At 67.7% G+C, this 25,850-nt stretch carries 21 protein-coding genes; 12 read left to right on the top strand and 9 right to left on the bottom strand.

Features of this window, described 5'->3' with window-relative positions:
• Positions 1-4: 4 nt before the first annotated feature.
• The 7 genes from IB227_RS13450 to IB227_RS13420 all read left to right on the top strand — a co-directional run bounded on the left by IB227_RS13450 (position 5) and on the right by IB227_RS13420 (position 10,059).
• Positions 5-3,073, top strand: a complete 3,069-nt coding sequence (locus IB227_RS13450) for a TonB-dependent receptor (protein WP_192287791.1) — start codon at positions 5-7, stop codon at positions 3,071-3,073.
• A 145-nt stretch (positions 3,074-3,218) separates the two neighbouring features.
• Positions 3,219-4,868: a M28 family metallopeptidase gene (locus IB227_RS13445; RefSeq protein ID WP_192287790.1), complete on the top strand. Its 1,650-nt coding sequence runs from the start codon at positions 3,219-3,221 to the stop codon at positions 4,866-4,868.
• 167 nt (positions 4,869-5,035) lie between these two features.
• On the top strand, positions 5,036-7,006 hold the full coding sequence (locus tag IB227_RS13440; protein ID WP_192287789.1) for a WD40 repeat domain-containing protein: 1,971 nt from the start codon (positions 5,036-5,038) through the stop codon (positions 7,004-7,006).
• A gap of 29 nt (positions 7,007-7,035) precedes the next feature.
• Complete coding sequence (locus IB227_RS13435) at positions 7,036-7,485, top strand: GNAT family N-acetyltransferase (protein WP_192287788.1); 450 nt, start codon at positions 7,036-7,038, stop codon at positions 7,483-7,485.
• A 121-nt stretch (positions 7,486-7,606) separates the two neighbouring features.
• A complete protein-coding gene (locus IB227_RS13430; protein ID WP_192287787.1) occupies positions 7,607-8,944 on the top strand; it encodes a histidine kinase in 1,338 nt (445 codons plus the stop codon).
• Positions 8,934-9,707 carry a LytTR family DNA-binding domain-containing protein gene (locus IB227_RS13425; RefSeq protein ID WP_132865817.1) on the top strand — a complete coding sequence of 258 codons (774 nt, stop codon included), beginning with the start codon at positions 8,934-8,936 and terminating at the stop codon, positions 9,705-9,707. The genes IB227_RS13430 and IB227_RS13425 overlap by 11 nt, the downstream gene beginning before the upstream one ends.
• A 22-nt stretch (positions 9,708-9,729) precedes the next feature.
• On the top strand, positions 9,730-10,059 hold the full coding sequence (locus IB227_RS13420) for a hypothetical protein (RefSeq protein ID WP_225591819.1): 330 nt from the start codon (positions 9,730-9,732) through the stop codon (positions 10,057-10,059).
• Positions 10,060-10,133: 74 nt separating this feature from the next.
• Here the strand turns inward: IB227_RS13420 and IB227_RS13415 are convergent, their stop codons facing one another.
• Entirely contained in the window at positions 10,134-10,736 is a 603-nt protein-coding gene (locus IB227_RS13415; RefSeq protein WP_132865816.1) for a hypothetical protein, read from the bottom strand.
• Between the two features lie 321 nt (positions 10,737-11,057).
• On the opposite strand from IB227_RS13415, the gene IB227_RS13410 reads away from it, so the two are divergent.
• A complete protein-coding gene (locus tag IB227_RS13410; protein ID WP_132865815.1) occupies positions 11,058-11,978 on the top strand; it encodes an oxygenase MpaB family protein in 921 nt (306 codons plus the stop codon).
• A 229-nt stretch (positions 11,979-12,207) separates the two neighbouring features.
• On the opposite strand, the gene IB227_RS13405 is transcribed toward IB227_RS13410, so the two are convergent.
• Complete coding sequence (locus tag IB227_RS13405; protein ID WP_192287786.1) at positions 12,208-14,316, bottom strand: M13 family metallopeptidase; 2,109 nt, start codon at positions 14,314-14,316, stop codon at positions 12,208-12,210.
• Between the two features lie 303 nt (positions 14,317-14,619).
• On the opposite strand from IB227_RS13405, the gene IB227_RS13400 reads away from it, so the two are divergent.
• Entirely contained in the window at positions 14,620-17,568 is a 2,949-nt protein-coding gene (locus IB227_RS13400; RefSeq protein ID WP_318639546.1) for an EAL domain-containing protein, read from the top strand.
• A 9-nt stretch (positions 17,569-17,577) separates the two neighbouring features.
• Here IB227_RS13400 and IB227_RS13395 read toward each other — a convergent pair whose 3' ends face one another.
• Positions 17,578-18,465, bottom strand: a complete 888-nt coding sequence (locus IB227_RS13395) for a LysR family transcriptional regulator (RefSeq protein ID WP_192287784.1) — start codon at positions 18,463-18,465, stop codon at positions 17,578-17,580.
• Positions 18,466-18,572: 107 nt separating this feature from the next.
• Between IB227_RS13395 and IB227_RS13390 the strand changes: the two genes are divergently transcribed.
• Together IB227_RS13390 and IB227_RS13385 are read left to right on the top strand one after the other, a co-directional pair.
• Positions 18,573-19,373 carry a class III extradiol ring-cleavage dioxygenase gene (locus IB227_RS13390; protein ID WP_192287783.1) on the top strand — a complete coding sequence of 267 codons (801 nt, stop codon included), beginning with the start codon at positions 18,573-18,575 and terminating at the stop codon, positions 19,371-19,373.
• Positions 19,374-19,584: 211 nt separating this feature from the next.
• The gene (locus IB227_RS13385; RefSeq protein WP_192287782.1) at positions 19,585-21,228 is read left to right on the top strand and encodes a Na+/H+ antiporter; all 1,644 of its coding nucleotides are present in this window, start codon (positions 19,585-19,587) and stop codon (positions 21,226-21,228) included.
• Between the two features lie 166 nt (positions 21,229-21,394).
• Here the strand turns inward: IB227_RS13385 and IB227_RS13380 are convergent, their stop codons facing one another.
• The gene (locus IB227_RS13380; protein ID WP_192287781.1) at positions 21,395-21,643 is read right to left on the bottom strand and encodes a DUF3297 family protein; all 249 of its coding nucleotides are present in this window, start codon (positions 21,641-21,643) and stop codon (positions 21,395-21,397) included.
• A gap of 129 nt (positions 21,644-21,772) precedes the next feature.
• Between IB227_RS13380 and IB227_RS13375 the strand changes: the two genes are divergently transcribed.
• A complete protein-coding gene (locus IB227_RS13375) occupies positions 21,773-22,315 on the top strand; it encodes a hypothetical protein (RefSeq protein WP_192287780.1) in 543 nt (180 codons plus the stop codon).
• Positions 22,316-22,440: 125 nt separating this feature from the next.
• On the opposite strand, the gene IB227_RS13370 is transcribed toward IB227_RS13375, so the two are convergent.
• From IB227_RS13370 to msrB, 5 genes are all read right to left on the bottom strand, one after another.
• Entirely contained in the window at positions 22,441-22,716 is a 276-nt protein-coding gene (locus IB227_RS13370; protein WP_132865807.1) for a DUF4031 domain-containing protein, read from the bottom strand.
• Between the two features lie 14 nt (positions 22,717-22,730).
• Positions 22,731-23,207: a hypothetical protein gene (locus tag IB227_RS13365; protein ID WP_192287779.1), complete on the bottom strand. Its 477-nt coding sequence runs from the start codon at positions 23,205-23,207 to the stop codon at positions 22,731-22,733.
• 188 nt (positions 23,208-23,395) lie between these two features.
• Positions 23,396-24,331 carry a flagellar motor protein MotB gene (gene motB, locus IB227_RS13360; RefSeq protein ID WP_192287778.1) on the bottom strand — a complete coding sequence of 312 codons (936 nt, stop codon included), beginning with the start codon at positions 24,329-24,331 and terminating at the stop codon, positions 23,396-23,398.
• A 10-nt stretch (positions 24,332-24,341) separates the two neighbouring features.
• The gene (gene motA / locus IB227_RS13355) at positions 24,342-25,196 is read right to left on the bottom strand and encodes a flagellar motor stator protein MotA (protein WP_132865804.1); all 855 of its coding nucleotides are present in this window, start codon (positions 25,194-25,196) and stop codon (positions 24,342-24,344) included.
• 138 nt (positions 25,197-25,334) lie between these two features.
• A complete protein-coding gene (gene msrB, locus IB227_RS13350; protein ID WP_192287777.1) occupies positions 25,335-25,802 on the bottom strand; it encodes a peptide-methionine (R)-S-oxide reductase MsrB in 468 nt (155 codons plus the stop codon).
• Positions 25,803-25,850: the final 48 nt, after the last annotated feature.

Genomic DNA, 25,850 nt, shown 5'->3' with positions numbered 1-25,850 from the left:
ACAAATGGCTTCACATTACGTTTCAAAGGGATTCAAACGCAGTGCACTGACGGTCGCCCTGGGGTTGTGCTTCGCCGGCGGCGTTCATGCGCAGAACACGACGGGCAACATCGCCGGCACGGTGCCGGCAGGTTCCAGCGTGACCATCGTCAACAACAGCGGCCTTACCCGCACGATCACCGCGGACGCGAACGGGCGCTACAACGCCAGCAACCTGCCGGTGGGCAACTACACCGTGACCGCGGGCGGCAACAAGCGTGACGTCGTGGTGACCGTGGGCAACACCGTCACGGTGTCCTTCGGCGGCGCGGACGCATCGACGCTGAGCACCGTGAACGTCACCGCCACCGCGGCCAACACCATCGACGTGCGCACCGTGTCCACGAGCACCGTGATCACCGCGCAGGAACTGCAGCGCCTGCCGCTGACCCGTTCCGCCGAGGCGATTGCCATGCTGGCACCGGGCGCGGTGGCGGGCAACAGCGTGTGGTTTGGCAGCGCGGTATCGCTTGGCGGCGCCAGCGTGGCCGAGAACGCCTACTACATCAACGGCTTCTTCACCGGCAATCCGATGACGAACGTGGGTGGTTACACGCTGCCTTACGGCTCGATCGAGCAGCAGGAAACCTACACCGGCGGCTATAGCGCCAGGTACGGTCGTTCCGATGGCGGCGTGATCAACCAGATCGGCAAGAGCGGCAGCAACGAGTTCCATTTCGGCGCCCAGGTCACCTGGACCCCGAAGGGACTGCGTGAAGGCAACCCGAACCGTTACTACCCCAGCACCAGCCTGCCGCCGGGCTACGCCTACGAGGACGACACGATCCTGGGCGATCTCTACAGCCGTGGTGACCGCAACAAGAGCTGGAGCCAGACCTACAGCGCATACGTGAGCGGCCCGCTGATCAGGGACCGCCTGTTCGGTTTCGTCTCGTTGGAGCAGGAGAAGACCGAGGCCGATACGTTCCCGACCGCGGTGGGTACCCCGCAGGTCCTGAACGACACCACCAAGAACCCGAAGCTGTACGCCAAGTTGAACTGGAACATCACCGACAACCACCTGTTGGAGATGACGTACATGGCGCAGCGCTACCGCTACAGCGGCAGCTACTCCGACTATGACTTCGAGCAGGACACCATCGGTGACCGCAACGGCGCCGTGCCGAACGAGGTCAGCGAGAACGACGAGTTCTCGATCCTCAAGTACACCGGCTACCTCACCGACAACCTGACGGTGAACGCGATGTACGGTCACTCGCGCCTTCGCTACAGCAGCATCCCGACGCTGACCGGCTTCTCGCGCGTGTCCAGCGCGAACCTGCAGAACAAGGCCTACTGGCCGGCCGGTACGCCGAACAGCGGCATCACCAATTCGCAGGTCGCCAGCAACGGTACGCCGGGTGCGAGTGACTATGGCGATGGCCTGCGCCTGGAGCTGGAGTACGTGCTGGGCCAGCACACGCTGACCGCCGGTATCGACAACCAGAAGTTCGAGGCTAAGAACGAAGGCGTCGACCAGCTGGTGGACCGCTGGATCTACCACAGCACCAACGCGCCGAACAATCCGATCAACAAGACGCTTGACGTCGGTGCGCCGGGCTCCCAGTACTACGTCCGCAAGTACATCTACAGCAACTCCACCAGCATGTCGCTGGAGCAGAAGGGCTGGTACCTGGAGGACAAGTGGCAGGTGACCGACAACCTGTTGCTGTCGCTGGGTATCCGCAACGACCAGTTCACCAACAAGAACAACACCGGCGCGGCGTACGTCGATACCGGTGACCAGTGGGCCCCGCGCCTTGGCTTCAGCTGGGACGTGCGGGGTGATTCCTCGCTGAAGATCTTCGGTAATGCCGGTCGCTACTACCTGGCCCTGCCGCAGGCGGTCGCCGTGCGCGGTGCGTCCTCGTCGATCTTCACCAGCGAGTACTTCACCTACACCGGCATCGATGCCAACGGCGTGCCGACGGGCCTGACGCCGATCCTGAACGTGGCGGGTACCGCGCCGGCCGGCCCGGTGTCGTCCAACCACGAAACCGGACAGCCCAAGGACGCCGGCAGCTTCGCGCCGACCGACCTGAAGTCGTCCTACCAGGATGAGTTCATCCTCGGCTTCCAGGCCCAGTTGAACGAGAACTGGAACTACGGCGCCAAGTTGACCTACCGCGACCTGAAGGCCGCGATGGACGACACCTGCGACGCCGCAGCGATGGAGGCCAAGCTCGAGAAGATGGGGATCGACCCGTCCACGGTTGCCATCCCGGGTTCGACCGGCATCGACGGCGGCTGCTTCATCGTCAATGTCGGCGACAGCAACACCTTCAAGTTCGCCAACAAGGACGGCAAGGGCTACACCCAGTTCCAGATGACGCCGGACGATTGGGGCTGGACGGTGCCGATGAAGCGCACCTACAAGGCGGTGGACCTGTTCATCGAGCATCCGTTCGATGGCAAGTGGGAAGCCCGTGTCGATTACACCTACAGCAAGAGCGAGGGCAACATGGAAGGCCCGGCCAACTCCGACTCCGGTCAGGGTTCGGCCTCGCATGACAACGGCGTCTCCACCAGCGTCAACTGGGACGGCCCGGCCTTCATGTTCCACTCGATGGGCTACCTGCCCAACGACCGGCGCCACCAGATCAAGGTGCGTGGCAGCTACGCGCTGACGTCGGAATGGCTGATCAGCGGCAGCCTCCGCGTCCAGTCCGGCATGCCGATCACCTGCTGGGGCTACTACAACGAGCAGGGTGGCGATCCGGCGCAGAACGAGACCGATCCGGTGGGCTACGACGGCTCGTACTACCACACCTGCTTCGGCAAGGCGTCGCCCCCGGGCAAGAAGTTCGCACCGTGGACCAAGCGCTTCGACCTGGGCGTCACCTATCGTCCGTCCTTCGCGGAAGAGAAGCTGGCCGTTTCGTTGAACGTGATGAACGTCTTCAACGAGCGCAAGCCGACCGCGATCGATGGTGAGACCGAGACGGCCGTTGCGACGGTCAGCAACACCTACAACATGCCGCTGCGTTTCGCTACTCCGCGCTACGTCATGATGAACGTGTCCTACGACTGGTAAGCAGAAACTCTCTGCCATTGCTCCATTTGAACCGGCCTTCGCGAGAAGGCCGGTTCTTTCTGTCCGTCACGTGCACGCTGGCACTGCCCGCAAGGGCGCCAAGCTGGCTACACTCCGGGGGTTGTCTGACCACTGGAGGTGCAGCGTGAAGCGTGTAGTAATCAGCCTGTTGGCGATGTCGGTATCCACGGCCCTGATGGCCGCCCCGCCGAAGTTCGACGGTGCCCGCATTTCGGCCGACGTGAAGGAGCTTTCCTCCGACGCCTACGAAGGCCGTTCGCCGGCCTCGGCGGGCGAGGAAAAGACCATCGCCTACCTGAGCCGGCAATTCGCCGACGCGGGCCTGCAGCCGGGCGGCGACCTGAAGGACGGCAAGCGCCTGTGGACCCAGGCCGTGCCCCTGCTCAAGGGCGACATCGTCGGCAAGCCGCAGCTCACGCTGACCGGCCAGGGCACGCCGCAGGTGCTGACCCAGGGCCAGGAGATCGCCGTGCGCGCCGCGATGAATGGCGACAGCCAGGTGGCCATCACCGACGCGCCGCTGGTGTTCCTGGGCTACGGCGTCAAGGCACCGGAGCGCAACTGGGACGACTTCAAGGGCGTGGACCTGAAGGGCAAGATCGCCGTGGTGCTGATCAACGACCCGGACTTCGAGACCGGCGTGGGTGACTTCGACGGCAAAGGCATGACCTACTACGGCCGCTGGACCTACAAGTACGAGGAAGGCGCGCGCCAGGGCGCGGCCGGCGTGCTGATCGTCCACGAAACCGCACCGGCGTCCTACGGTTGGGCGACGGTGGCCGGTTCCAACACCAACACCATGTTCGACGTGGTGCGCGACAAGCCCGCCGAGGCGCATCCGGCGCTGGAGGGCTGGATCCAGCGTGACCTGGCGGTGGCGATGTTCAAGCGCGCCGGCCTGGATTTCGAAACGCTGAAGAAGCAGGCGCAGTCGCGCGACTTCCAGCCGGTGGAGATCAAGGGCGAGACCTTCTCGGCCAACTACCAGGTCCACAACGAGGTGATTACCTCGCACAACGTGGTGGCGCGGCTGGAAGGCAGCACCCAGCCGGACGAGACGGTGATCTACAGCGCGCACTGGGACCACATCGGCGTGGGCGAGCCGGATGCACGCGGTGACCGCATCTTCAACGGTGCCATGGACAACGCCAGCGGCACCGCCGCGCTGGTCGAGCTGGCCCGCGGCTTCGCCACGCAGCCCAAGCCGCAGCGCTCGGTGGTGTTCCTGGCGGTGACGGCCGAGGAAAAGGGCCTGCTGGGCTCGGAGTACTACGCCAGCAACCCGCTGTACCCGTTGTTCAAAACGGTGGCGGTGATCAACATGGACGGCATGGCGCCGTACAGCCCGTCGCGTGACTTCGGCATCTACGGTTCGGCGAAGATGGAACTGCTGGACCAGCTCAAGGACGTGGCCAAGGGATGGGACCTGCACTACACGCCGGACCCGAAGCCGGAGGCGGGCCTGTTCTTCCGCTCCGACCACTTCCCATTCGCCAAGCGTGGCGTGCCGGCGTTGTCGTATTCGGCCGGCCAGGACTGGATCGACGGTGGCGTGGAAGCCGGCAAGAAGGCCTCCGACGACTACACCGCCAAGCGCTACCACCAGCAGGGCGACGAATGGCAGGCCGACTGGACCTTCGCCGGCGCGGTGCGTGACCTGGAAGTGGTCTACACCTTGGGCGAGAAGCTGGCCAATTCGCGTGACTGGCCGAACTGGAGCCCGGAAGAGGCATTCCGCGCCACGCGCGATGCCAGCGCGGCCGAGCGCAGGTAACGCACGCCCTGAGCCCCTCTCCCGGAAACGGGGGAGGGATTGGGCTTTGGGCACCCAAGGGCACTCCAGTCACGGCCATTGATTCCCCCGTCACCACCCCAACCCTTAAGGTCAGGTCTTATCGCGACAAGGGAACACGGATGGCGGATGCTGGCAGATGGAAACGCGTGTTGTGGCTGCTTGCCATTGGCAGCGCAGGATGGGCGAACGCCGCGGCCTTGCCGCCGAACTGGCAGGTGGTTCCCACCGACCCCGGTGCCGTCGAGAACGGACTTCCCTCCGTGCTGCGTTCCCCGCAGCTGGCCCGCGAAGGCAAGCGCCTGGCGCAGGTGCAGATGGTCGTGGACCTGCCCTACGCGCAGGTGTTGCCGGTGGTGCAGGCCACGCTCAGACCGCTGGGAACCGTGGCCGGGGAAGACAACCACAACCTGGTGGCACGCATTGGCCAGGGCTGGGGCGATGTCCTGCTGGCGCGGCGCCCCGAACTCACGCGCGACTACCTGCGCCGCTACGCCTTGCCCGAGCTGCAGCAGTACGTCAGCGATGGTGCGCTGCTGGAATCGGAAATCCCCGGGCGCATGGCGCGGCTTGAGCGCCAGTTCCGCTTCGAGGGACACGGTGAACGCATGCCGGACCTGCAGCAGCCCTTCAGCTACTGGGATGGCCGCATCACCCAACGGCACGGGGCGATGGGGCGCAGCACCAGCACGCTCAACGTGCGCGTGACCCAGCTTGATGCGGTGATGGGGCAACCGGCCACGGCGGTGACCGTGTGGCGCAGCGATGACTGGCCCAATCCCGGCGGTGGCGTCGTCGGGCAGCTGCGCGCGCTGGCTGACGCCAACATCTTCAGTACCGGGCCGCAGGCGCGGCTGCAGCGCAGCAGCGTGCCGGAGCAGGCGTTCAACCCGATATACGAGGCATTGAGCGTGCTGCCCGGGGCACGCATGCGCATCGGTACCGGTGCCTCGGAGTGGATCGCGGCGGCGCAGCCGCAGGTCACGATCGCCGAGCCACAGCGCAAGCTGCCCGACGCCGATGCGGCAACGCTCGATGCCAAGGCCGTGCTGCGCATCGAGCGGGTGGCCTCGCTCAAGACCTATGATGCCGATGGCATGCAGGTGCTGGCCGATGGCAGCGTGCTGCTGATCCAACGATATCCGTTCACCCTGATGCATTGGCGGCCCGACGACGGTGCCACGCCGCGCACGCTGTGGACGTCACCGCAACCGCACGCCAACCGTTGGCTGCTTGCCGCCGACGCGCGTGGCCAGGTCGCCCATCTGTTGGTGGATGGGCAGGTGATGCGCTACGACACGGTGGCCCGGTCACTGAGCACGCATCCGCTGGCGTTCGACCAGAAAGGCGTGCTCGGCGACAGCTACGTGCGCTACTTCCATGACGGTAACGGCGTGCCGCTGGCGTACCTGCGTGACTACGTGGACAAGCGCGACACATTCAAGTTGTGGGCGCCGGTGCAGGCCGCGAGCACCGATGGTGCCCGCTGGGATTACGCGCAGCAGTTCGCCGCGCCCCGCCAGCACGTGATGCGCGGCGACTTCCCCGGCAACGCGCAGTCTAAGCCCGTGCAATGGGATGGCCCGATGGCCAATCCCTGGGTCGAGGATGTGTTTGGCCTCACCGAGCTTGATGGCGGCACCGGCCGCGTGCTGCGCGTGCTGCCACTGCCACGGCGCTTCGGTTCGGCGGACCCGTTCGATGACATCGGCATGGCGCAATGGACACCCGAGCCGTTCGGCTCGGTCAAGGGGCGCTGGGTCGCGGTTGGCTTCGTGTTGATGGACGGAGAGCGCCGAAACCCGGGCATGCATGTGGTCGACGTGGACAGTGGCAAGGTGCGCTACTCCTTGACCTTGCCGGGGCGGGACTCGCTCAAGGTTGCCGCCGGCTCACCGGACGGCCGCCTGCTGGCCCTGGGCACGGCGGCGGGCGATGTGGCTGCGGTGCTGTGGAACCTGGACAGTGGTCGTTCGCTGAGCCTGCGTGCGGACGATGCCCACTGCGATGAGCTGAACCAGTTGCAGTGGAGCCCGGATGGCCAACGGCTGTGGGGGCGTTGCGTCAATGCGCTGGTGCAATGGGAGCTGCCGGCCAACTGGCAATCGCGGCGCGAGTGAAGCAGGCAACGCACAGGCAGGGCAACCCGATGGCATTCACCGTACGGCCGGCCGCCGTTGCTGATGTCCAGGCGCTGTTCGACATCCGCACCAGCGTCACCCAGAACCATCTCTCGCGCGAGCAGATGGCGCAGTTGGGCATCGATGCCGACGTGCTCGCCGCGATGCTCGCGGCCGCGCCCTGCGCGTGGCTGGCGGAGGTGGAGGGCCAGCCGGTGGCGTTCTCGATGGTCGACCTGGACGATGCCTGCCTGTTCGCGGTGTTCGTCAAGCCCGGCTTCGAGGGGCAGGGGCTGGGCGCGGCGGTGCTGCGGCCGGCCGAACAGGCGCTGTTCGCGCGCCATGCGCGGATCTGGCTGAGCACCGACGGGCACGAGGACGTGCGTGCCAATGGCTTCTACCGCCGCCATGGCTGGAAAGTGGTGGCCGCGCTGGACGACGGTGACCTGCGCTACGAGAAGGCCCGGCCGGCGGCCTGAACGGGGTCGCTCCGCCGTCGGCCGGGTTCAGGCGCCGATTCCGGGGTTTCGTCGCACGGCCCTTGTGCCGGCGCGGGCGGCACTTATGCTCGACGCCAGTTCCCCGCCATCAGGTCCGACCATGTTCGCCAGCCTCTTCCTGGGTTTCCGCATCCTGTTGGCATGGGCGTTGACGCTCATCGCCGCCGGCTTCCTGTGGAGCGGGCTGTTCAGCGGGATGGACGAAGCGCCGGGCTGGATCTTCGGCCTGGCCGCGATGGCGCTGATGGTGTTCGCGCTGACCTCGATCGTCGGCCATGTGCGGCGCGTCGCGCTGGTCGCCGACCGCCTGGACGCGCAGACCCTGGCCAACCGCCACCGCCGCCAGGTCGAGCTGCCGATGGACGCGGCCACCGCCTTCGCCCTGCTGGAGCAGGTGATCGGCCAGATGCCGCGCATCGAGCACATGGAACGCTCGGTCGGCACCTTGCAGGTGCGCGCCACCCAGCGCCGCGCCGACCCCTATGGCGACCGTCCGCCATCGCGCTGGAACCCGCTGGCGCGGCTGGCGATCAAGCGCAACCAGATCACCGCCCGCGTCACCCCTGGCGCGGACACCAGCAGCGTCACCCTGCTGTTCGAACCCGATGCCGGGGCCTGGGTGGACCTGCTGCTGCTCGATGAAGGCAGCAACTACGAAAACGCCGATGCCGTGACCCATGCGCTCAGTGGCAAGGTCGCCGAGTTGCGCCGCGAGGAGCGGGAGCACGCCGCGCGCACCGAGGCCGAGAAGGAGCTCACCGTCGCCCGCCTCAATCTGCTGCATGCCCAGGTCGAGCCGCACTTCCTCTACAACACGCTGGCCAACGCACAGGTGCTGACCCGGGCCGATCCCGAGCGTGCCGAGCAGATGCTCGGCCACCTGATCCAGTACCTGCGCAGCTCGCTGCCGGGCATCGACCAGTCGGTGTCCACGCTGGGCCAGGAGCTGGAACGCGTGCAGGCCTACCTGGAGATCCTGCGCATCCGCATGGGCGCCCGGCTGGCCCTGCAGATCGACGTGCCCGAGGCGCTGCACGAGGTCAGCCTGCCGTCGATGTCGCTGCAGACCCTGGTCGAGAACGCGATCAAGCACGGCTTGGAGCCCAAGCCCGGCGGCGGCACGGTCTGGATCCTGGCGCGTGCGCTCGACGGCCAGTTGACCATCACCGTGGCCGACGACGGGCAGGGCATCAGCGCCCACACCGCCGGCACCGGCATCGGGCTGAAGAACCTGCGCGAGCGGCTGCGCCTGACCTGCGGCGAGCGGGCTGCGCTGGCGATGGTGTCCAACTTCCCCAGCGGCGTGGCCGCGACCATCAGCCTGCCGTACACGGGCAAAGCCCCGGCGCCGCCCACCCTGTCGATCGTGCCCGGCGTCGCATCGCCGGCCGGCGCACCGGTACTGCCGCCGCTGCCGGAGGTGCCACATGCGTCTTGATGCCCTGATCGCCGAGGACGAGCCGCTGCTGCGCCAGGCGCTGGTCGGGCAACTGCAGCGGCTGTGGCCGGAGTTGAACCTGGTGGCCGAGTGCGAGGACGGCGCGGCTGCCCTGGAAGCGCTGGAGAGCCAGCAACCGGATCTGGCCTTCCTGGACATCCGCATGCCCGGCGTCACCGGCATCGATGTCGCCCGCGCGTTGCAGACAGTGAGCCCGCAGACCCAGGTGGTGTTCGTCACCGCCTACGACCAGTACGCCATCGCCGCGTTCGAGCAGGGCGCGGTGGACTACCTGCTCAAGCCGGTCACCGACGAGCGCCTGCTGGCCACCCGCCAGCGCGTGCTGGCGCGCCGCCAGGCCGGGCTGCCGGATCCCACCCTGCTGGAACGCCTGCTCAGGCAGCTGGCGCAGCAACCGAGTACGCCACAGGCGGCGCCGCCGCTGGCCTGGATCACCGCCAGCAACGGCCGCGAGACCCGCCTGGTGATGCTGGAGGACGTGCTGTACTTCCGCGCCGACAGCAAATACACCTCGGTGGTGACCGCCGATGAGGAACTGCTGCTGCGCAGTTCGCTGCGCGAGCTGGCCGAGGCGCTGGACCCCAACCGCTTCCGCCAGGTGCATCGCTCCACCATCGTCAACATGCAGGCGGTGGCATCGGTGAGCCGCGAGGATACCGGCCGTGGCGTGCTGCGCCTGAAGCACCGCAGCGAGACGCTGGTGGTCAGCCAACCCTTCATGAGTCTGTTCCGCGGCATGTAACGCCGCTGCCAGGAGAATCGCCATGCATTACCTGACCATGCTGTTGGGCAGCCTGTTGTCGATGCTGGGTTTCAGCGAGCCGCCGGGGCAGACCTCGGTCACCCGCATCAGCGGCGAGCACAGTCTGCTCAGCCGCACCACGGTGCGGCAGGACGTGGCCCGCTTCCAGTGCCTGCAGAGTGAAAGCGGTCGCTGCTTCTACCAGCTTTACCGCGAACAGTGCGCCGACGGGCAACGCGCCCAGGTATGCAACCGCGAGGCGTTGATGGATTTCGCCGTGGTGGTGGGCTACACCCGCGAGATGACCGGGCTGCCGGATGGCTTCGCGCAGCAGGTGACGATCCACAAGTGACATCGCCGCGACGGGCGCGGCGATGGGGGTGCAGGTTGCGTCGTCCCCGGCGGGAGGACGCGGGAATGGGCGGGCTAGAACGCCGGTTGCAGGCGTAGCCCGTCGTCGCCGATGTGGTTGAGTTCGCCGACCAGTTGCGAGTGCTGCCGCATGCGGCCCAGCTCGCGCATGATGCGGATGTCCTCGTGGCGCAGTTCGCGGCTGGCGGTGACGGCCTGCTTGTAGTCCAGCACCTCCGGATAATGCCTGGCCATGTCCAGTGCCTCGGCCACGTCGTCGACGCTGTCGGCGTCGGAGCTGATCCGGGCGCGGCTGTTGAAGGCCTTCATCCAGCGCTCGAAGCCGGCGGTGTGGTCGAACATGTTGGCCATGAACCAGATCACGAACAGGATCGACACCCACGAACCCAGCACGATCACGATGCGGGTGAAGGTGATATGGAAATCGTCACGCCACAGATAGTTGGTGATCAGCCCAAGGATCAGCAGCGAGGACGCCTGCCAGATCACGATCGAGGCCATCAGCCATTGGCACTTGGCCTTGGCAAGCAAGGACACTTCCTCACGGATCTGCTGGTCGCTCAACCCTTTCCAGTGTGCAACCTGTTTCTCGAACGGGCTGTTGTACAGCTCGTTGTCTTGCAGCAACAACCCCAAACCTTTGAACAACGCGATCATGGTGAGCTCCTTGCAGTAACTATCTGGAACGAGCGACGGATGCAGCGTGGAACGGTGAGGCACGGCCAGTTCTAGCACTTTCACCACGCTTGGCAATGGGGAAAACGCGAAGATTCCGCGTCCGGCCACCGGCGGTGATCCGCCTGCGGGGCGGATTTTTGCAGCGCACCACGATGCAAGTAGTGGTGCCGGAAGTTGAAATCCGGTCGGCGTGCTGCGCCCGCACATGACATGTCCGCGGGCGGGCAGGGGGCCTTGCCACGCGGCTGTCACCGGCGCCGGACACGCCAGTTGCGCGGCTGCCCGGCTACGATAGCGGCCATGCTGCCCTTGTCCCGACGTGTCTCCACCGCTGCCACCGCCCAGATCCGCCGCTGGGTGCTTGATGCCTTCCCCCGCAACCAGAACGGCGTGGACTACGACGTGCCAGCCGGTGACCCGGGCTGGTTCGGTCCGGGCAGCGTCACCTGGCGTATTCATTCCGAGTTCCCGGGCATGCTGGCCGGCGGGCTGTGCGCCTTGATGCTGCAGTTGCTGCACCCGCGTGCGCTGGCCGGTGTCTATGACCACTCCAACTTCCGCCAGGACCTGGTCGGCCGGTTGCGGCGCACCACCAGTTTCGTGGCCGGCACCAGTTACGCGCCGGCGGCGGAGGTGGACGCGCTCATCGCGCGGGTACGGAAGATCCACGCCCAGGTGGTCGGCACGTTGCCCGATGGCAGCGCGTATACCGCCGAGGATCCCGAGCTGCTGACCTGGGTGCACGTGACCGAGGCCTATGGCTTTCTGGAAGGCTGCCGCCGTTACTGCCGTGACGTACCGCAGGCCATCGCCGACCGCTACTACGACGAATACCGGCGCGTGGCCGAGGCCCTGGGCGCACGTGATGTGCCGGCCAGCGAGGCGCAGGTGCAGGCGTACTTCGCAGCGCGGCAACCGCAGCTGCGGATGGACGAGCGCTCGCGCGAAGTGCTGGACGTACTCAGTGCGGTGCGCTTGCCGGTGCCGCTGCCGGGGGTGTCACGCGACATGTTCCTGGCCGCCGGCGCGGCGCTGTTGCCGGAGTGGGCGGCGCGCCTGCTGGGCCGCAGCCGCGGCCAGCAGCTGCAGTCGGTGGTGGCCGCACGCGTGCTGCGCAGCGTCGCACCGTTGTTCCGGATCGCCCTGGATGATGGCATCTCCACGCGCGCCTGCCGGCGGGTGGGGGAGGACCCGGCGATCCTGATGCGCTGGCCGGCATAGGGGCAGAAGCAGAAGCGACCCCTCCCCCGCCTTCCCTTGCGCCTTCGGCGCAAGGGAGGGGGCAAGAGCGCTTTCGCTGCAATCGGACAGGCAACGCATTACCACCCCCTCCCTTGCGCCGAAGGCGCAGGGGAGGGCGGGGGAGGGGTAAGGCTCCGCTCCTCACCGCAGCAACAAAGAAAACGGGCGCTTTCGCGCCCGTTCTCCTTTCAAGCTTCCAACCCGGCGGTTACCAGACCTTCACCCGCTTCTCCGGTGCCAGGTACAGCTTCTGGCCGTCCTTCACCTCGAACGCCGGGTACCACGCATCCAGGTTGCGCACGGTCAGCGCACGGAACTGGCCCGGCGCATGCACGTTGGTCAGCAGCGAGTTGCGCAGTGCCTGCTCGCGGGCCTTGCTGCGCCAGGCCTGGGCAAAGCCCAGGAAGAAGCGCTGGTCCGGGGTGAAGCCTTCCAGCGTCTGTTCCTGCTTGCCCTGCAGCGACAGCCGGTAGGCGTCGTAGGCGGTGGCCAGGCCGGCCACGTCGGCGATGTTCTCGCCCAGGGTCAGGCGGCCGTTGACGTGCACGCCGGGGAACGGCTCGTAGCTGTTGAACTGGGCGGCCAGCGCATCGCCTGCGGCGTTGAACTGCTTCAGGTCCTCGGCCGTCCACCAGTTGTGCAGCTTGCCGGTCTCGTCGAACAGGGCGCCGGCGTTGTCGAAGCCGTGGCTGATCTCATGGCCGATCACCGCGCCGATCGCGCCGTAGTTGATCGCGTCATCGGCCGCACCGTCGAAGAACGGCGCCTGCAGGATCGCCGCCGGGAACACCAGGCGGTTTTCCAGCGGCACGTTCATCGCGTTGATGGTCTGCGGCAGCATCGCCCATTCGCTGTGGTCCACCGGCTGGCCGAGCTTGGCGAGGTTGCGCCGGTACTCGAACAGCGAGGCGCGCTGCGCGTTGCCCAGCGCGTCATCGCGCTTGACGTCCAGCGCGCTGTAGTCGCGCCACTTGCTCGGGTAGCCCATGTCCACCTTCAGCCCGGCGACCTTGGCCTTGGCGTGGGCCTTGGTTTCCGGCGACATCCATTCCAGCGCATCGATGCGCTTGGCGAAGGCGGCGATGATGTTCCTGGCCATCTCGTCGGCACGGGCCTTGGTGGCCGGGTCGAAGTGGCGCTCGACGTAGATCTTGCCGACCGCTTCGCCGATGGCATCGTTGGTCTGGCCCACGGCGCGCTTCCAGCGCTCGCTCTGCTGCGGCGTGCCGCTCATGGCGGTGCCGTGGAAGGCGAAGTGGGCGTCGGCGAAGGCCTTGGGCAGGTACGGTGCGGCTTCGTCCAGCGCGTGGAAGGCCAGGTAGTCCTTCCAGGTGTCCAGCGGCTCGCTGGCCACCAGCTGGGACAGACCGGCCACGGCCTTGGGCTGCCACACGATGAAGTCCTGCTGCGCCGACAGGCCGGCCGCGTCGAGGAACGCCGCCCAGTCCATGCCCGGTGCCTTGGCGGCCAGGTCGGCCTGCTTCCAGGCGTTGGCGCCCTTCTGCACGTCGTTGGTTTCCTCCTGGGTGGCGTGGGCGCGGGCGATCCGGGTTTCCAGGGCGACGATGCGCGCGGCCTTGGCGGCGGCATCGGTGTCGCCGGACAGCGTCAGCAGCTGGGCCACGTAGCCTTCATAGGCCTTGCGCAGCTCGGCCATGCGGCCGTCCTGCAGGTAGAAGTCGCGGTCGGGCATGCCCAGGCCGCCCTGCACCAGGTACGGCGCGTTGCGGTCCGGTTGCATCAGGTCCACCGAAACCCATACGCCAAACAGGTGCGGCGTATAGAAGTTGGTGGCGTTGAGCAGGTCCACGTCGGCGCGCAGGGTGCCGCCCAGGGCCTTGGCCAGGGCCTGCTTGTCGGCGATGCCGGCAATGGCCTGCAGCTGCGGCTGCACCGGTGCGGCGCCGCGCGCCTCGATGCCGGCCTCGTCCATGTAGGCGGCGTAGTAGTCGCCGATCTTGCGGGCTTCGCCGTCGCTGGCCTTGCCGGCTTCCTCCATGATCGCGCGGGTGTCGGCCAGGGTCTTCTCGGCGATCACGTTGAAGCTGCCGTAGTTGGAGCGGTCGGCCGGGATCTCGGTGCGCTTGACCCATTCGCCGTTGGCGAAGTCGAAGAAGTTGTCGCCGGCGGCGACAGCACGGTCCATGCCGGCGGCATCGAAGCCGAAGCTGCCCAGCTGCGGCTTGGCCGCCGCCGTCGCATCCGACGCGGACGGTGCCTGGCCTTCGGCCGCGGGCTGGGGGGCATCCTTGTTGCAGCCGCTGAGCGTGAGCGCAGCGCCGATGGCAAGCATCAGGAGGGAACGTTGCAGGACCATGGCAGATTCCGTGTCGGTGAAACCGCCAAGTCTAGAGCGGGCGGAGTGTGACCGGGAGTGCCCATTCTGGCCCTTGGCATCACCCGCCCGTATCAAAGTCGCGCTTAATATCGTGAACCCGTCTTCACGCCGCCGTGGTTGTGCTGCATGCTGTCGTGCGTTTGATGCATGCCGTGTCTGGGGAGACAACAGCTGCGAGGGGACCGCCGGTCAATGGTGTTCGCTTGCCGACTCCCCCGTCGCCAACTTTCCTGGAATGCCCGTGATACCTGTGTGCCGACTGCCGCTGCGTTGGATGTCTCCGTGAGCCGGGGCGCCGTGCACCCGTTGCGGGTGATCGCCATCGCCGGCACGGCGGTGGCGGTGTTGCTGGCGGTCGGGCTGGTGATGATGCTGTGGAACGACCGCAGCACCCGCATCGAGGGCGCGCAGCGGCAGAGCATGGCATTGGCCTCGGGCAGCGAGCGCCTGATGCGGGCACAGCTGGTCACCCTGGAGCGCGCCCTGCGCGGTACCGCCAACGACGGCCGCGAGTTCTACCGGCAGGTGCCGGACAAGGCGGTGCAGCTGCTGGAGGCCAACATCCAGGGCGTGCTGTCGCGCAACCGCGACCTGGCCTCGATCACCCTGGTGGACGACCAGGGCATGGCGTTGTCCCAGGGGCAGGGCGATCCCACCCTGCACAGCTGGACGATCGCGCAGAACCGGCTGCTCAGCGGCGAGCTCTACATCGGCGCGCTGGAGGAACTGCCGGGCGGGCACTGGGTGGTGCGCACGGCACTGCCGATGCAGAACGGCCAGTGGCTGCTGGCGCGGGTACGGCTGGGCACCTTCCAGCAGGTGGTCAGCGGCCTGGACCTGGGCCGCGATGGCGTGGCGTCCATCGGCAACCGTTACGGCCAGTTGCTGGCGCACAGCCGTGACCCCGGCCTGGTGGGGCGGACGCTGCCGTCGCCGATGATCATCCTGCCGCAGTCGGCCTCGGTGATCCCGCGCGGGGTGGTCCACAGCCCGTCGGACGGGCAGAAGCGCATCGCCGCGGTGAGCGTGCCGCTGGACTACCCGCTCACCCTGTACACCGCGCTGTCCTACCGCGAGGTGATGGCGCGCTGGTACGTGTTCCTGTACGCAGCCACCGGCCTGTACCTGGTCTACCTGATCGGCTTCGGCTTCCTGATGGGGCGCCTGCGCCGCAGCGCCTCGCACGAGCAGCAGTTGAACGAGGAACTGCAGGCCGGCGCCGCCGAACTGGCGCTGGCGCATGAAGTGGGCAAGGTCGGCACCTGGTCGATCCGCGGCGACGGGCGGACCCTGCACTGGTCCGCGCTGACCCAGCAGATGCTGGGCCTGGAAGGGCGTTCATCCACCCTCCAGGCGCTGTACGCGCGCGTCCATGGCGAGGACGTGGCGGTGCTGCGCGAGGTGCTCGATGCCGCCGGCGAAGGGCAGGGGGCGGTCAACGCCACGTTCCGGCTGCTGTTGGCCGATGGCTCGTTCCGCTGGCTGTCGGCGCGTGGCGACCAGGTCCGTGGCCCGAACGGCGGTGCCGCGCACCTGGCCGGCGCGGTGGTGGACATCAGCGAGCGGGTGCACGTGGAGGCCCGGGCGCAGGAGGCCGAGCGGCAGTTCCGGCTGGTGTTCGACCGCAACCCTGCGCCGTTCTGGATCTTCGACATGGTCAACCTGCGCTTCCTGGAGGTGAACCAGGCGGCGATCGACCAGTACGGCTACAGCCGCGAGGAGTTCCTGGGGATGTCGATCCTGGACATCCGCCCGCCCGAGGAATGGGACGAACTGCGCCAGACCATCCGCAGCATCAACAGTGGTGCGCCGCAGCAGCTGATCGCGCGCACCCACCACCGCAAGGACGGCAGCAGCTTCATGGTGGTCGCGCACAGTGCGCTGCTGGACTTCGCCGGGCGCAAGGCCTGCCTGGTGCTGGCCGAGGACGTCAGCCAGCGGCTGCGCTTCGAGAACGAGCTGGCGTACCGGGCCAGCCACCATTCCAGTACCGGCCTGTTGACCGTGCGCGCGCTGGGCGAGCGCCTGGACAGCGGTGCGCGCGGCTACACCATCGCCCACGTGCAGTTGCGCGGGCTGCAGATGATCACCGACACGCTGGGCCGCGAAGCCGGCGAGGACGCGCTGCGCGCGGTGTCGGTGCGGCTGGGGGGGCTGGCCGCACGCTATGGCCTGCTGGCGCACCAGCCGGCCGAGGATTTCGTCCTGGCCATCCTGGACCCGGCCGCCGCGCCCCTGGCGCTGGACGCACTGCAGGCGGCGGTGGCCGAACCGGTGCGTGGCCGCGACACCTTCCACCAGCTGGAGGCCCGCATCGGCGTGGCCAGTTGCCCGCGCGACGGCGAACTGGCCGAGCAGGTCATCGGCCGCGCGGCGCAGGCCGCCCATGCCGCGCGTGAAGGCGGGCTGGCGCTGGCGCGCTTCAGCCAGGCCATGGCCACCCGCTACACCGAGCGCCTGCAGCTGGCCGGGCGCATCCACGTGGCCATCGACCGCGACGAGTTCGAACTGCATTTCCAGCCGATCCGGCATGCCGCCGACGGCAGCCCGGTGGCATTGGAGGCGCTGCTGCGCTGGCCGCAGCCCGATGGCAGCTACATCCCGCCCGGCGACTTCATCCAGCTGTGCGAGGACACCGGCCTGATCATCGCGCTCGGCCGCTGGGTCACCCGCGCCGCGGCGCGGGCGCAGCGGCAGCTGGCCGATGCCGGCTGGGGCGAGCTGTCGGTCGCGGTCAACGTGTCGGCGGTGCAGTTCTTCAACACCGACCTGGCCGGCGAGTTCACCCATGCGGTGGAGGAGTACGGCCTGCGCCGTGGCGCGCTGCAGCTGGAACTGACCGAGAGCAGCCTGATGCGCAACCCGACCCAGGCGCTGCAGACCATGCAGCGCCTGCACGAGAAGGGCATCCACATCTCGCTGGACGACTTCGGCACCGGCTTCTCGTCGATGTCCTACCTGCAGCACCTGCCGCTTGACGCGCTGAAGATCGACCGCAGTTTCGTCTCCGACGTGGAGACCAACCCGCGCAATGCCGCCATCTGCCGTGCGCTGCTGTCGCTGGGCCACAGCATGGGCCTGTCGGTGATCGCCGAGGGCGTGGAGACCGAAGGGCAGTACCGCTGGTTGGCCGCGCATGGTTGTGACCAGGTGCAGGGCTACCTGCTGGGCCGGCCGATGGCGCTGGAGGCACTGCTCGCCGCGCTCGGCGAGCCGGGTGACGCTGCCTGAGCGCCGGGGTCAGGCCGGGCCCAGGCACTCCACCAGGTAGTCGATGAAGCTGCGCACCTTCGGTGCCAGGTGGCTGCGGCTGGCGTAGACCGCATGGATGCCGATCGGCGGCACGGTCCAGTCGCGCAGGATCGGTACCAGCTGGCCGCTGGCCAGCGCCGCGTCGATGATGAAGTCCGGTTGGGCGATGATGCCCATGCCGGCGATGGCTGCCTCGCGCAGCACCTCGCCGTTGTTGGCACGCATGCGCGGCACCACCGGGATGCTGACGTCCCCGTGCGGCCCCTGCAGCGTCCAGGCGTCCCCGGTGTCCGAATAGCTGTAGGCCAGACAGTCGTGCTCGGCCAGGGCCTGCGGCGTGGCCGGCTCGCCGCGCCGGGCCAGGTAGGACGGCGCCGCGCACAGGATGATCCGCGCCTGCGACAGGCGCCGGGCGATCAGCGAGGGTGAGGGCTGGCGGGTGATGCGGATGGCCAGGTCGAAGCCTTCCTCGACCATGTCCACCAGGCGGTCGGACAGCGACAGGTCCAGTTCCACCTGCGGGTAGCGCGCGCTGTAACCGGGCAGCAGGGCCGCCAGGCGCGAGATGCCGTAGCTGACCGGCGCGTTGATGCGCAGCCGCCCGGCCGGCTGCAGGGCCTGCGCGCCGACCGAGGCTTCCAGCTCATCGAATTCGTTGAGCAGCTGCACACAGCGCTGGTAGTAGGTTGCCCCGGTGCTGGTCGGGCTGACCCGCCGGGTGGTGCGGTTGAGAAGGCGCGCGGACAGGCGCCTTTCCAGCGCGGCGATCTGCCGGGTCACCGCCGCGGTGGACAGGTTCAGGGCATCGGCAGCGGCACTGAAGCCGTTGCGTTCCACGACCGCGACGAAGACCCGCATGGCATCGATGGTGTCCATTATTTCCATCCCTGCAATAAAACGTTGATGTCGAGGCTATTTGTTGCCCCTTTGCCGCGCAATAAGCTGCGTCCCAACTTCTGTTCTTCCCACGCCGGGAGCCTGCCATGAATCGCCTGCCTTCGTTGTTCATCTCCCACGGTTCGCCGATGACGGCGCTGCAGCCGGGGCAGGTGGGACCGCGCCTGGCCGAACTGGCGGCGGGCCTGCAGCGACCGCGCGCCATCGTCATGGCCTCGGCGCACTGGCTGGGCCGGGCGCCGCTGGTCTCGGCGGCCCCGCAGCCGGAAACCATCCATGACTTCGGCGGCTTCCCCGAGCCGCTGTACCAGCTGCAGTACCCGGCCCCGGGTGCGCCGGCACTGGCGCAGGAGGTGGCCCAACGCCTGGCCGATGCCGGGCTGCAGCCGGGCATCGACCCGCGGCGCGGCCTGGACCACGGTGTCTGGGTGCCGCTGCGCTACCTGTACCCGCAGGCTGACATCCCGGTGCTGCAGGTCTCGATCCAGCCGATGCTCGGCCCGCAGCACCAGTTCGCGCTGGGCCGCGCGCTGGCACCGCTGCGCGAGCAGGGCGTGCTGCTGATCGGCTCGGGCAGCATCACCCACAACCTGCATGACTGGCACAGCTACTCCGAGGCCAAGGAGGCCCCGTACGTGCGGCCGTTCATTGGATGGGTGGAGCAGAGGCTGGAGGCCGATGACCTGCCGGCCCTGTTCGATTACCGCCGCCAGGCCCCGTTCGCCGCACAGGCTCACCCGACCGATGAGCACCTGCTGCCGCTGTACTTCGCGATGGGTGCCGCCGGCGGTGACCAACTGGGCGCGCAGCGCATCGATGCCGGCATCGACCAGGGTTTCCTGGCGATGGACATCTACCGTTTCGATGGGGCCGACGCGGCCGCATAGGAGCGCCTTCAGGCGCGAAGTTCACCCTCGCTGCACCCGCGCGGGCATCGGTGATTGCACGCCGCACCGGCTTGGCGGCCAAGGCCGCTCCTGCTGCAGTGTCGACGCCATGCTGCATTGCACATGGCTGTGATAGTTTTCCAAGGGTTAATCAACCGTCGCTGCCAGCGCCGGCAGCATGCTGCCGTGGTGGTGAATCCGTGGAACGGGCATGCACACGATCGAAGTCGTCCTGGCCATGCTGGTGGCCGTCGTCGCCAGCGGCTATCTGGTAAGAATCCTTCCCTTTTCCCTGCCGCTGCCGTTGGTGCAGATCGGCTTGGGGGCGTTGATCGCCGGGGTGTTCAAGCGTGGCCATGCGCTCGACCCGGAGATGTTCTTCCTGCTGTTTCTGCCGCCGCTGCTGTTCCTCGATGGCTGGCGCATTCCCAAGCAGGGCCTGTTCCGCGACAAGGGCGCGATCCTGGAGCTGGCCTTCGGCCTGGTGGTGTTCACCGTGGTCGGTGCCGGCCTGCTGATCCACTGGATGATCCCGACCATGCCGTTGGCGGTGGCCTTCGCGCTGGCGGCGATCATCTCCCCGACCGATCCGGTGGCGGTCAGTGCCATCGCCTCGCGCGTGCCCATCCCCAAGCGGCTGATGCACATCCTGGAAGGCGAGTCGCTGCTCAACGATGCCTCGGGCCTGGTCTGCTTCCGTTTCGCGGTGGCGGCGGTGATGACCGGTACGTTCTCGCTGGCGCAGGCCTCGCTGACCTTCCTGTGGGTGGCCTTCGCAGGCCTGGCCATCGGCGTGGCGGTGACCTGGAGCGTGTCCACCTTCCAGCGCTGGCTGTGGCGCGGCTTCGGCGAGGAGCCCGGTGCCGCCCTGCTGGTCAACCTGCTGATCCCGTTCGCCGCCTACCTGCTGGCCGAAGAGCTCAGCGCCTCCGGCATCCTGGCCGCGGTCGCGGCCGGCATCACCATGAGCTACGTCGAGCTGACCGGCCGCATCAGCGGCAGCATGCGCGTGCAGCGCAGCGCGGTCTGGAACATGGTGCAGTTCACCTTCAACGGCATCATGTTCGTGCTGCTGGGCGAGCAGTTGCCGGGCATCGTCGAGCGCGCGGTGGAGACCATGTCGGTCACCGGCCACCAGAGCCCGTGGTGGCTGCTGGTCTACGTGCTGGCGATCAACGCCATCCTGATCGCGATGCGCCTGGCCTTCGTGTGGCTGTCATTGCGCTGGAACCTGCTGCGCGCGCGCATGCGCGGCGAGAAGGGCACCAGCACGCCACTGCGCGTGGTGCTGGCGATGTCGGTGGCCGGCGTGCGCGGTGCGATCACCCTGGCCGGCGTGCTGACGCTGCCATTGATGATCCCCAGCGGCGCGCCCTTCCCGGCCCGTGACCTGGTGATCTTCCTGGCCGCGGCGGTGATCCTGGTGTCGTTGATCGCCGCCAGCCTGCTGTTGCCGCGCCTGCTGCGCGGGCTGGAGCTGCCCAAGGACGATACCTCGCGGCGCGAGGAGGACCTGGCCCGCAAGTCCTCGTCCAAGGCGGCACTGGCCGCGGTGGAGCGGGCCCGCCAGGAACTGGCCGACGGCCAGCCCACCGGCAACGTGCAGCTGCTCAACGACGCGGCGGCGCGGGTCAGCCTGTTGTACCAGCGCAACCTGGACAAGGGCATCACCCCGGACGAAGACCCCGACAAGATCAAGCGCATGGAGCAGGCCTACCGCAACCTGCGCTCGGCCGGCCTCAACGCCGAGCGCGAGGAATTGTTCCGGTTGACCCGGCGCGGGCAGATCTCCGATGAGATCTCGCGCAAGCTGATCCGCAACCTCGACCTGCTGGAAAGCCGCCAACGCGAATGACCCGGCAGGAGCGCCTTCAGGCGCGAAGCTGGGGAGCCGTTGCGCGCACGCAGAGCCTGCAATTGCAGACGGCATCGGCTTCGCGGCCGAGGCCGCTCCTGCCGGGGAATGCAGAAGGGCCGCGTGGGCGGCCCTTGCGTGTCCTGCCGAACCGGTGGTCCCGGTATCAGGCGTTCTTCAGTTCAAGGAAGTACGGTTCCACCGCGCCCTTGATCTTCAGCGTCATCGGGTTGCCGCGACGGTCGCGGGCCTTGCCGGCCTGCACGCGGATCCAGCCTTCGCTGACCGAATACTCCTCCACGTCATCGCGCTCGATGCCGTTGAAGCGGACGCCGACACCGCGCTCGAGGGCGGCGGCATCATGGAACGGGCTGCGCGGATTGACCGCCAGGTGATCGGGAGGGGTATCGCTCATGGCACTGATTCATTGACGGCCACCGTGGCCATCTTCCGTGCCACAGGATAACCGCTGGGCGCACGGACGGCTTCCGCCGCCGGGCGCGTGGCGGCAGAATGCGCGGCAAACACGCCGTGGAAGACCGCAATGCCCGACAACAGCGCCGATTACGAAGACGCCGACGAACTGCAACCCACCTTCGACGAGGATGACCATCCGGCGCGGGTCTGGAACCTGCTGTGGCTGATCAACCCCGGTGACGAGGACGCGGCGCTGCAGCAGTTCGATGCCTGGCGCGAAGCCCGTGCCGGCGCCGAGGACGATCCGTCCGATGAAAGCTGGCTGTGGGACCTGAAGGATGCCATCGACTGGCGCGCCGGCTTCTACGTGGACTGGAAGGACACCGACTCCTTCGTCGCGGCGCTGCAGGAGCTGGCCGCGCGCTGGAACCTGGGCATCGAGTGGGGCGGCGACCTGGACGACGAGGATTTCGCCGCCGACCTGGATGTCCCGGCGCTGATGAGCATTGCCTACGACCGCCTGCGTGAGCACGGCTATTCGGTCTGGAACTGGAACACCGGCGGTGATGCCTATGCCGGCTGGATCGCGCTCAGCCGCGACGACGAGGCGATGATGGCGCTGTGCTCGTTGCTGGGCGTGGAAGTACGCCCGGGCAGCGACCCGTTCTGATCATCCAGTAGGAGCGGCCTCGGCCGCGAAACCGGAAGGCCATCAGGTTGCCGATCAACCCGGCGGCGCGGTGCCACCGGCTTCGCGGCCGAGGCCGCGCCTGTCGATTCCGGCACTCGCCGTGCCTACGGCTGGTACAGCGCCCGGGCGTTGGCGATCACCTGGCGCATCAGGGTGCGGTCGGTGTGGCGGGAAATCGGCTGCGCGCCCAGGGCGATGGCCTGCTCGCGCAGCGGCGCGGGCACGTCGTAGTGCACGCCGCTGGGCAGGTTCTGGAAGGCGCGGCGGGGAATCCCGAGCTGCTGCGCCAGCGCATGCAGCTCGGGCAGGGTGTCGGCCATCAGATGCGCCCAGCGCTCGCCGCGCCAGGGATGTACCGCATCGTCGATATAGACCGTCACGATCGGTCCGGGGCTCAGGCCTTGGGCTGTTCGTCGGCGTCGGCCGCCGGTGCATCGGCCTGCTCGGCCGCTTCGCTGGCTTCGGCCACGTCCGTGGCTTCCTCGCCCTCGACGCCTTCGAATTCGGCGACCAGGCCGGCCAGGTAGTCGTCGGCGGTCTTGCCTTCGTCGGCGGCCAGGTCGTCGATCATCTGCTGCAGCTGCGCGGAGTATTCCAGCGTGACCTTGCGGCCTTCCTTCTCCTGCACGTTGGCCAGGTGCTTGAGCATGGCCAGCATCGGCACCGGGTTATCGGCATTGCCCATGGTCTGGCCGCCGATGGCCAGCAGCCATTCGTTGCCCTGCAGGCCAATGGCCGCCACGACCTGGCCTTCTTCATTGACCAGCACGGCGTGGTTCTGGATCTGCTGCTGGGCGTTCAGGCGGGCGAACGGGCGGCGCGGGGCCTGCTTCTTGCGCTTGTCGCGCTTGGCTTTGGACTGCTTGGACATGGGCTCGGTAGAGAAGGAAAACAGCGGCCATTGTAGGCGCCCGGGCCTGTTCCTGCCTTGATGGGCGCCCTTTGGGCCGCCCCCGTGCTCGCCTTCATTGTGCAAAAGGGGGCAGAAATGGGGTGCGCGGGGATCGGCCGGAACCGCGTGGAATGCCCTCCCGCAGGCCCGGGATGCCCCCGGCTTCCTTACTCCACCGCAGGCGGCGTTACCGCAGTCACCGGAGCCGTACCGGGCGCAGGCACCGGCAGCGACTCGGTCTCGTTCAGGGCGGCGGCCTCGGCTTCCTTGGTCATCACCACGATGCTGATGCGACGGTTGATCGGGTTCTGCGGGTTGGCCTTGTCGAACAGTACCGAGGAGGACAGGCCGACCACGCGGGCGACCTTGGCCTCGTCCATGCCACCTTCGATCAGGATGCGGCGCGCGGCATTGGCACGGTCGGCGCTCAGTTCCCAGTTGCCATAACCCAGCTGCGTCGAGTACGCGGTGGTGTCGGTGTGGCCGGTGATGCTGATGCGGTTGGGTACCTGGTTGATGAAGTGCGACAACTCCAGCAGGATCGACCGCGTGTAGGGCATCAGCCGTGCGCTGCCGAGGTCGAACATCGGCCGGTTCTGCTGGTCCACGATCTGGATGCGCAGGCCCTCGGGGGTGATGTCCAGCAGCAACTGGTCCTTGAACGGTTCCAGCGCCTGGCTCTTGCTGATCGCTTCCTGCAGATCCTGCTTCAGCGCCTCCAGCCGCTGGCGCTCGCGCTCGCGTTCGGCCACCGGCGTCGGCACCGCTTCCTGCTTGTTCTGGAACGGGTCGTTGCTGTTGCCGCGCGAGATATCGGTGGCACCGCCGAGCTTGATCATCGACGTGCTCGCACCGCCCGGCCCGGCCATGCCCGGGGCCGGCGTGCTGCTGGTGCCGCTCAACGGGCTGGGGTTGCGGAAGTACTCGGAAATGGCCGCGCGCTCGGGCTTGCTGGTGCTGCCCATCAGCCACATCACCAGGAAGAAGGCCATCATCGCGGTGACGAAGTCGGCGTAGGCCACCTTCCAGGAGCCGCCGTGATGGCCGCCGCCCTGGACCTTCTTGACCCGGCGCACGATCACCGTGGGCTTGGTATCGCTCATCGTGGCTGCCTTACTTGACCGACTTCAGGTGCTGCTCGAACTCGCTGAAGCCCGGGCGCAGTGCCGAGGGCACGGTCTTGCGCGCGAACTCCAGTGCGATCTTCGGGTTGTAGCCGCGCAGGCAGGCCAGCAGTGCGGTCTTGACCGACTCGTAGATGCGCGCGTCCTGTTCGGCGCGTGCTTCCACCGCCGCCGCCAGCGGGCCGATGAAGCCATAGCCGAGCAGGATGCCGAGGAAGGTGCCGACCAGCGCGCCGGCCACGTGGGCGCCGACTTCCTTGATGTCACCGCCGATCGAACCCATGGTGATCACGATGCCCAGCACCGCGGCGACGATGCCGAAGCCGGGCAGGCCATCGGCCACCTTGTTGAGAACGTGCGCCGGCTCGATGGCCTCGTGGTGGTGTTTTTCCAGCTCCAGTTCCAGCAGTGGCTCGAGCTCGTGCGGCTCGATGTTGGAGCCGATCATCAGGCGCAGGCAGTCGGTGATGAAGTCCATCAGGTGGTGGTCGGCCAGCACCTTGGGATAGTTGGCGAACACCGGGCTTTCCTGCGGTCGCTCGACGTGGTCCTCCAGCGCCATGAAGCCTTCGCGGCGGGCCTTGTTGAGCAGTTCGTACAGCAGGCTGAGCACGTCCAGGTAGTCCTGGCGCTTGTACTGCGGGCCCTTGAAGACGCCGACCACGGCCTTGAGCGTCTGCTTGACGGTCTTGACCGGCGTGCCGACCAGGAACGCGCCCAGCGCCGCGCCGCCGATGATGACCAGCTCGTAAGGCTGCCACAGCGCGCCCAGACGGCCGTGCGCGCCGACGTAGCCGCCGAGCACGCTGATGATGACGATGAGCAGGCCAACGAGGATGAGCATGGTGCGGGCACGGGGAAGGGGATATCCCGTTGTCGGCACGCTCGCCGGATTCTGTAGGCGCGGGCTTGGCCGCTAAGCAGGGCGTGCGTGCAGACGGCCAGACGCCGCCATGCCCCCGGCATCGCTCGGCGCGATGGCTCAGCGCGCCGGTTCGGCCTCGGCGCCGCCGCGCTGCAGCGGGTCAGGGTAGGGCTGGCCCTGGTCGACGAAGCCCAGCGACACCGAGTTCAGGCAGTGCCGCTCGAAGGTCGGCGGCGGGCCGTCCGGGAACACATGGCCCAGGTGGCTGCCGCAGCGGGCGCAGACGATCTCGGTGCGCACCATGCCGTGGCTGGTATCGCGGATCTCGCCGACATGGGCCGGGTCGAACGGGGCGAAGAAGCTGGGCCAGCCGGTACCGGAGTCGAACTTGGTGCTGGAGCGGAACAACGGCAGCGCGCACAGCCGGCAGCAGTAGACGCCCTCGCGCTTGTTGTCCAGGAACACGCCGCAGAACGGCGCCTCGGTGCCGTGCTGCAGCAGCACGCGCTTTTCCTCCTCGCTCAGGCCAGCGATGAGGGCATCACGCTGTGCAGCGCTGGGGGGTGTCAGGTCGAAAGCGGTCATGGCGAGGAATCCGTGGGGCAGGGAACCATGGTGGTGGCCGGTTCATCG

Source organism: Stenotrophomonas sp. STM01 (assembly GCF_014852135.1).
GTDB classification, from domain to species: domain Bacteria; phylum Pseudomonadota; class Gammaproteobacteria; order Xanthomonadales; family Xanthomonadaceae; genus Stenotrophomonas; species Stenotrophomonas capsici.
The sequence above is the reverse complement of the archived record's forward strand: the minus strand, read 5'-3'. Positions and strand labels throughout refer to the sequence as shown.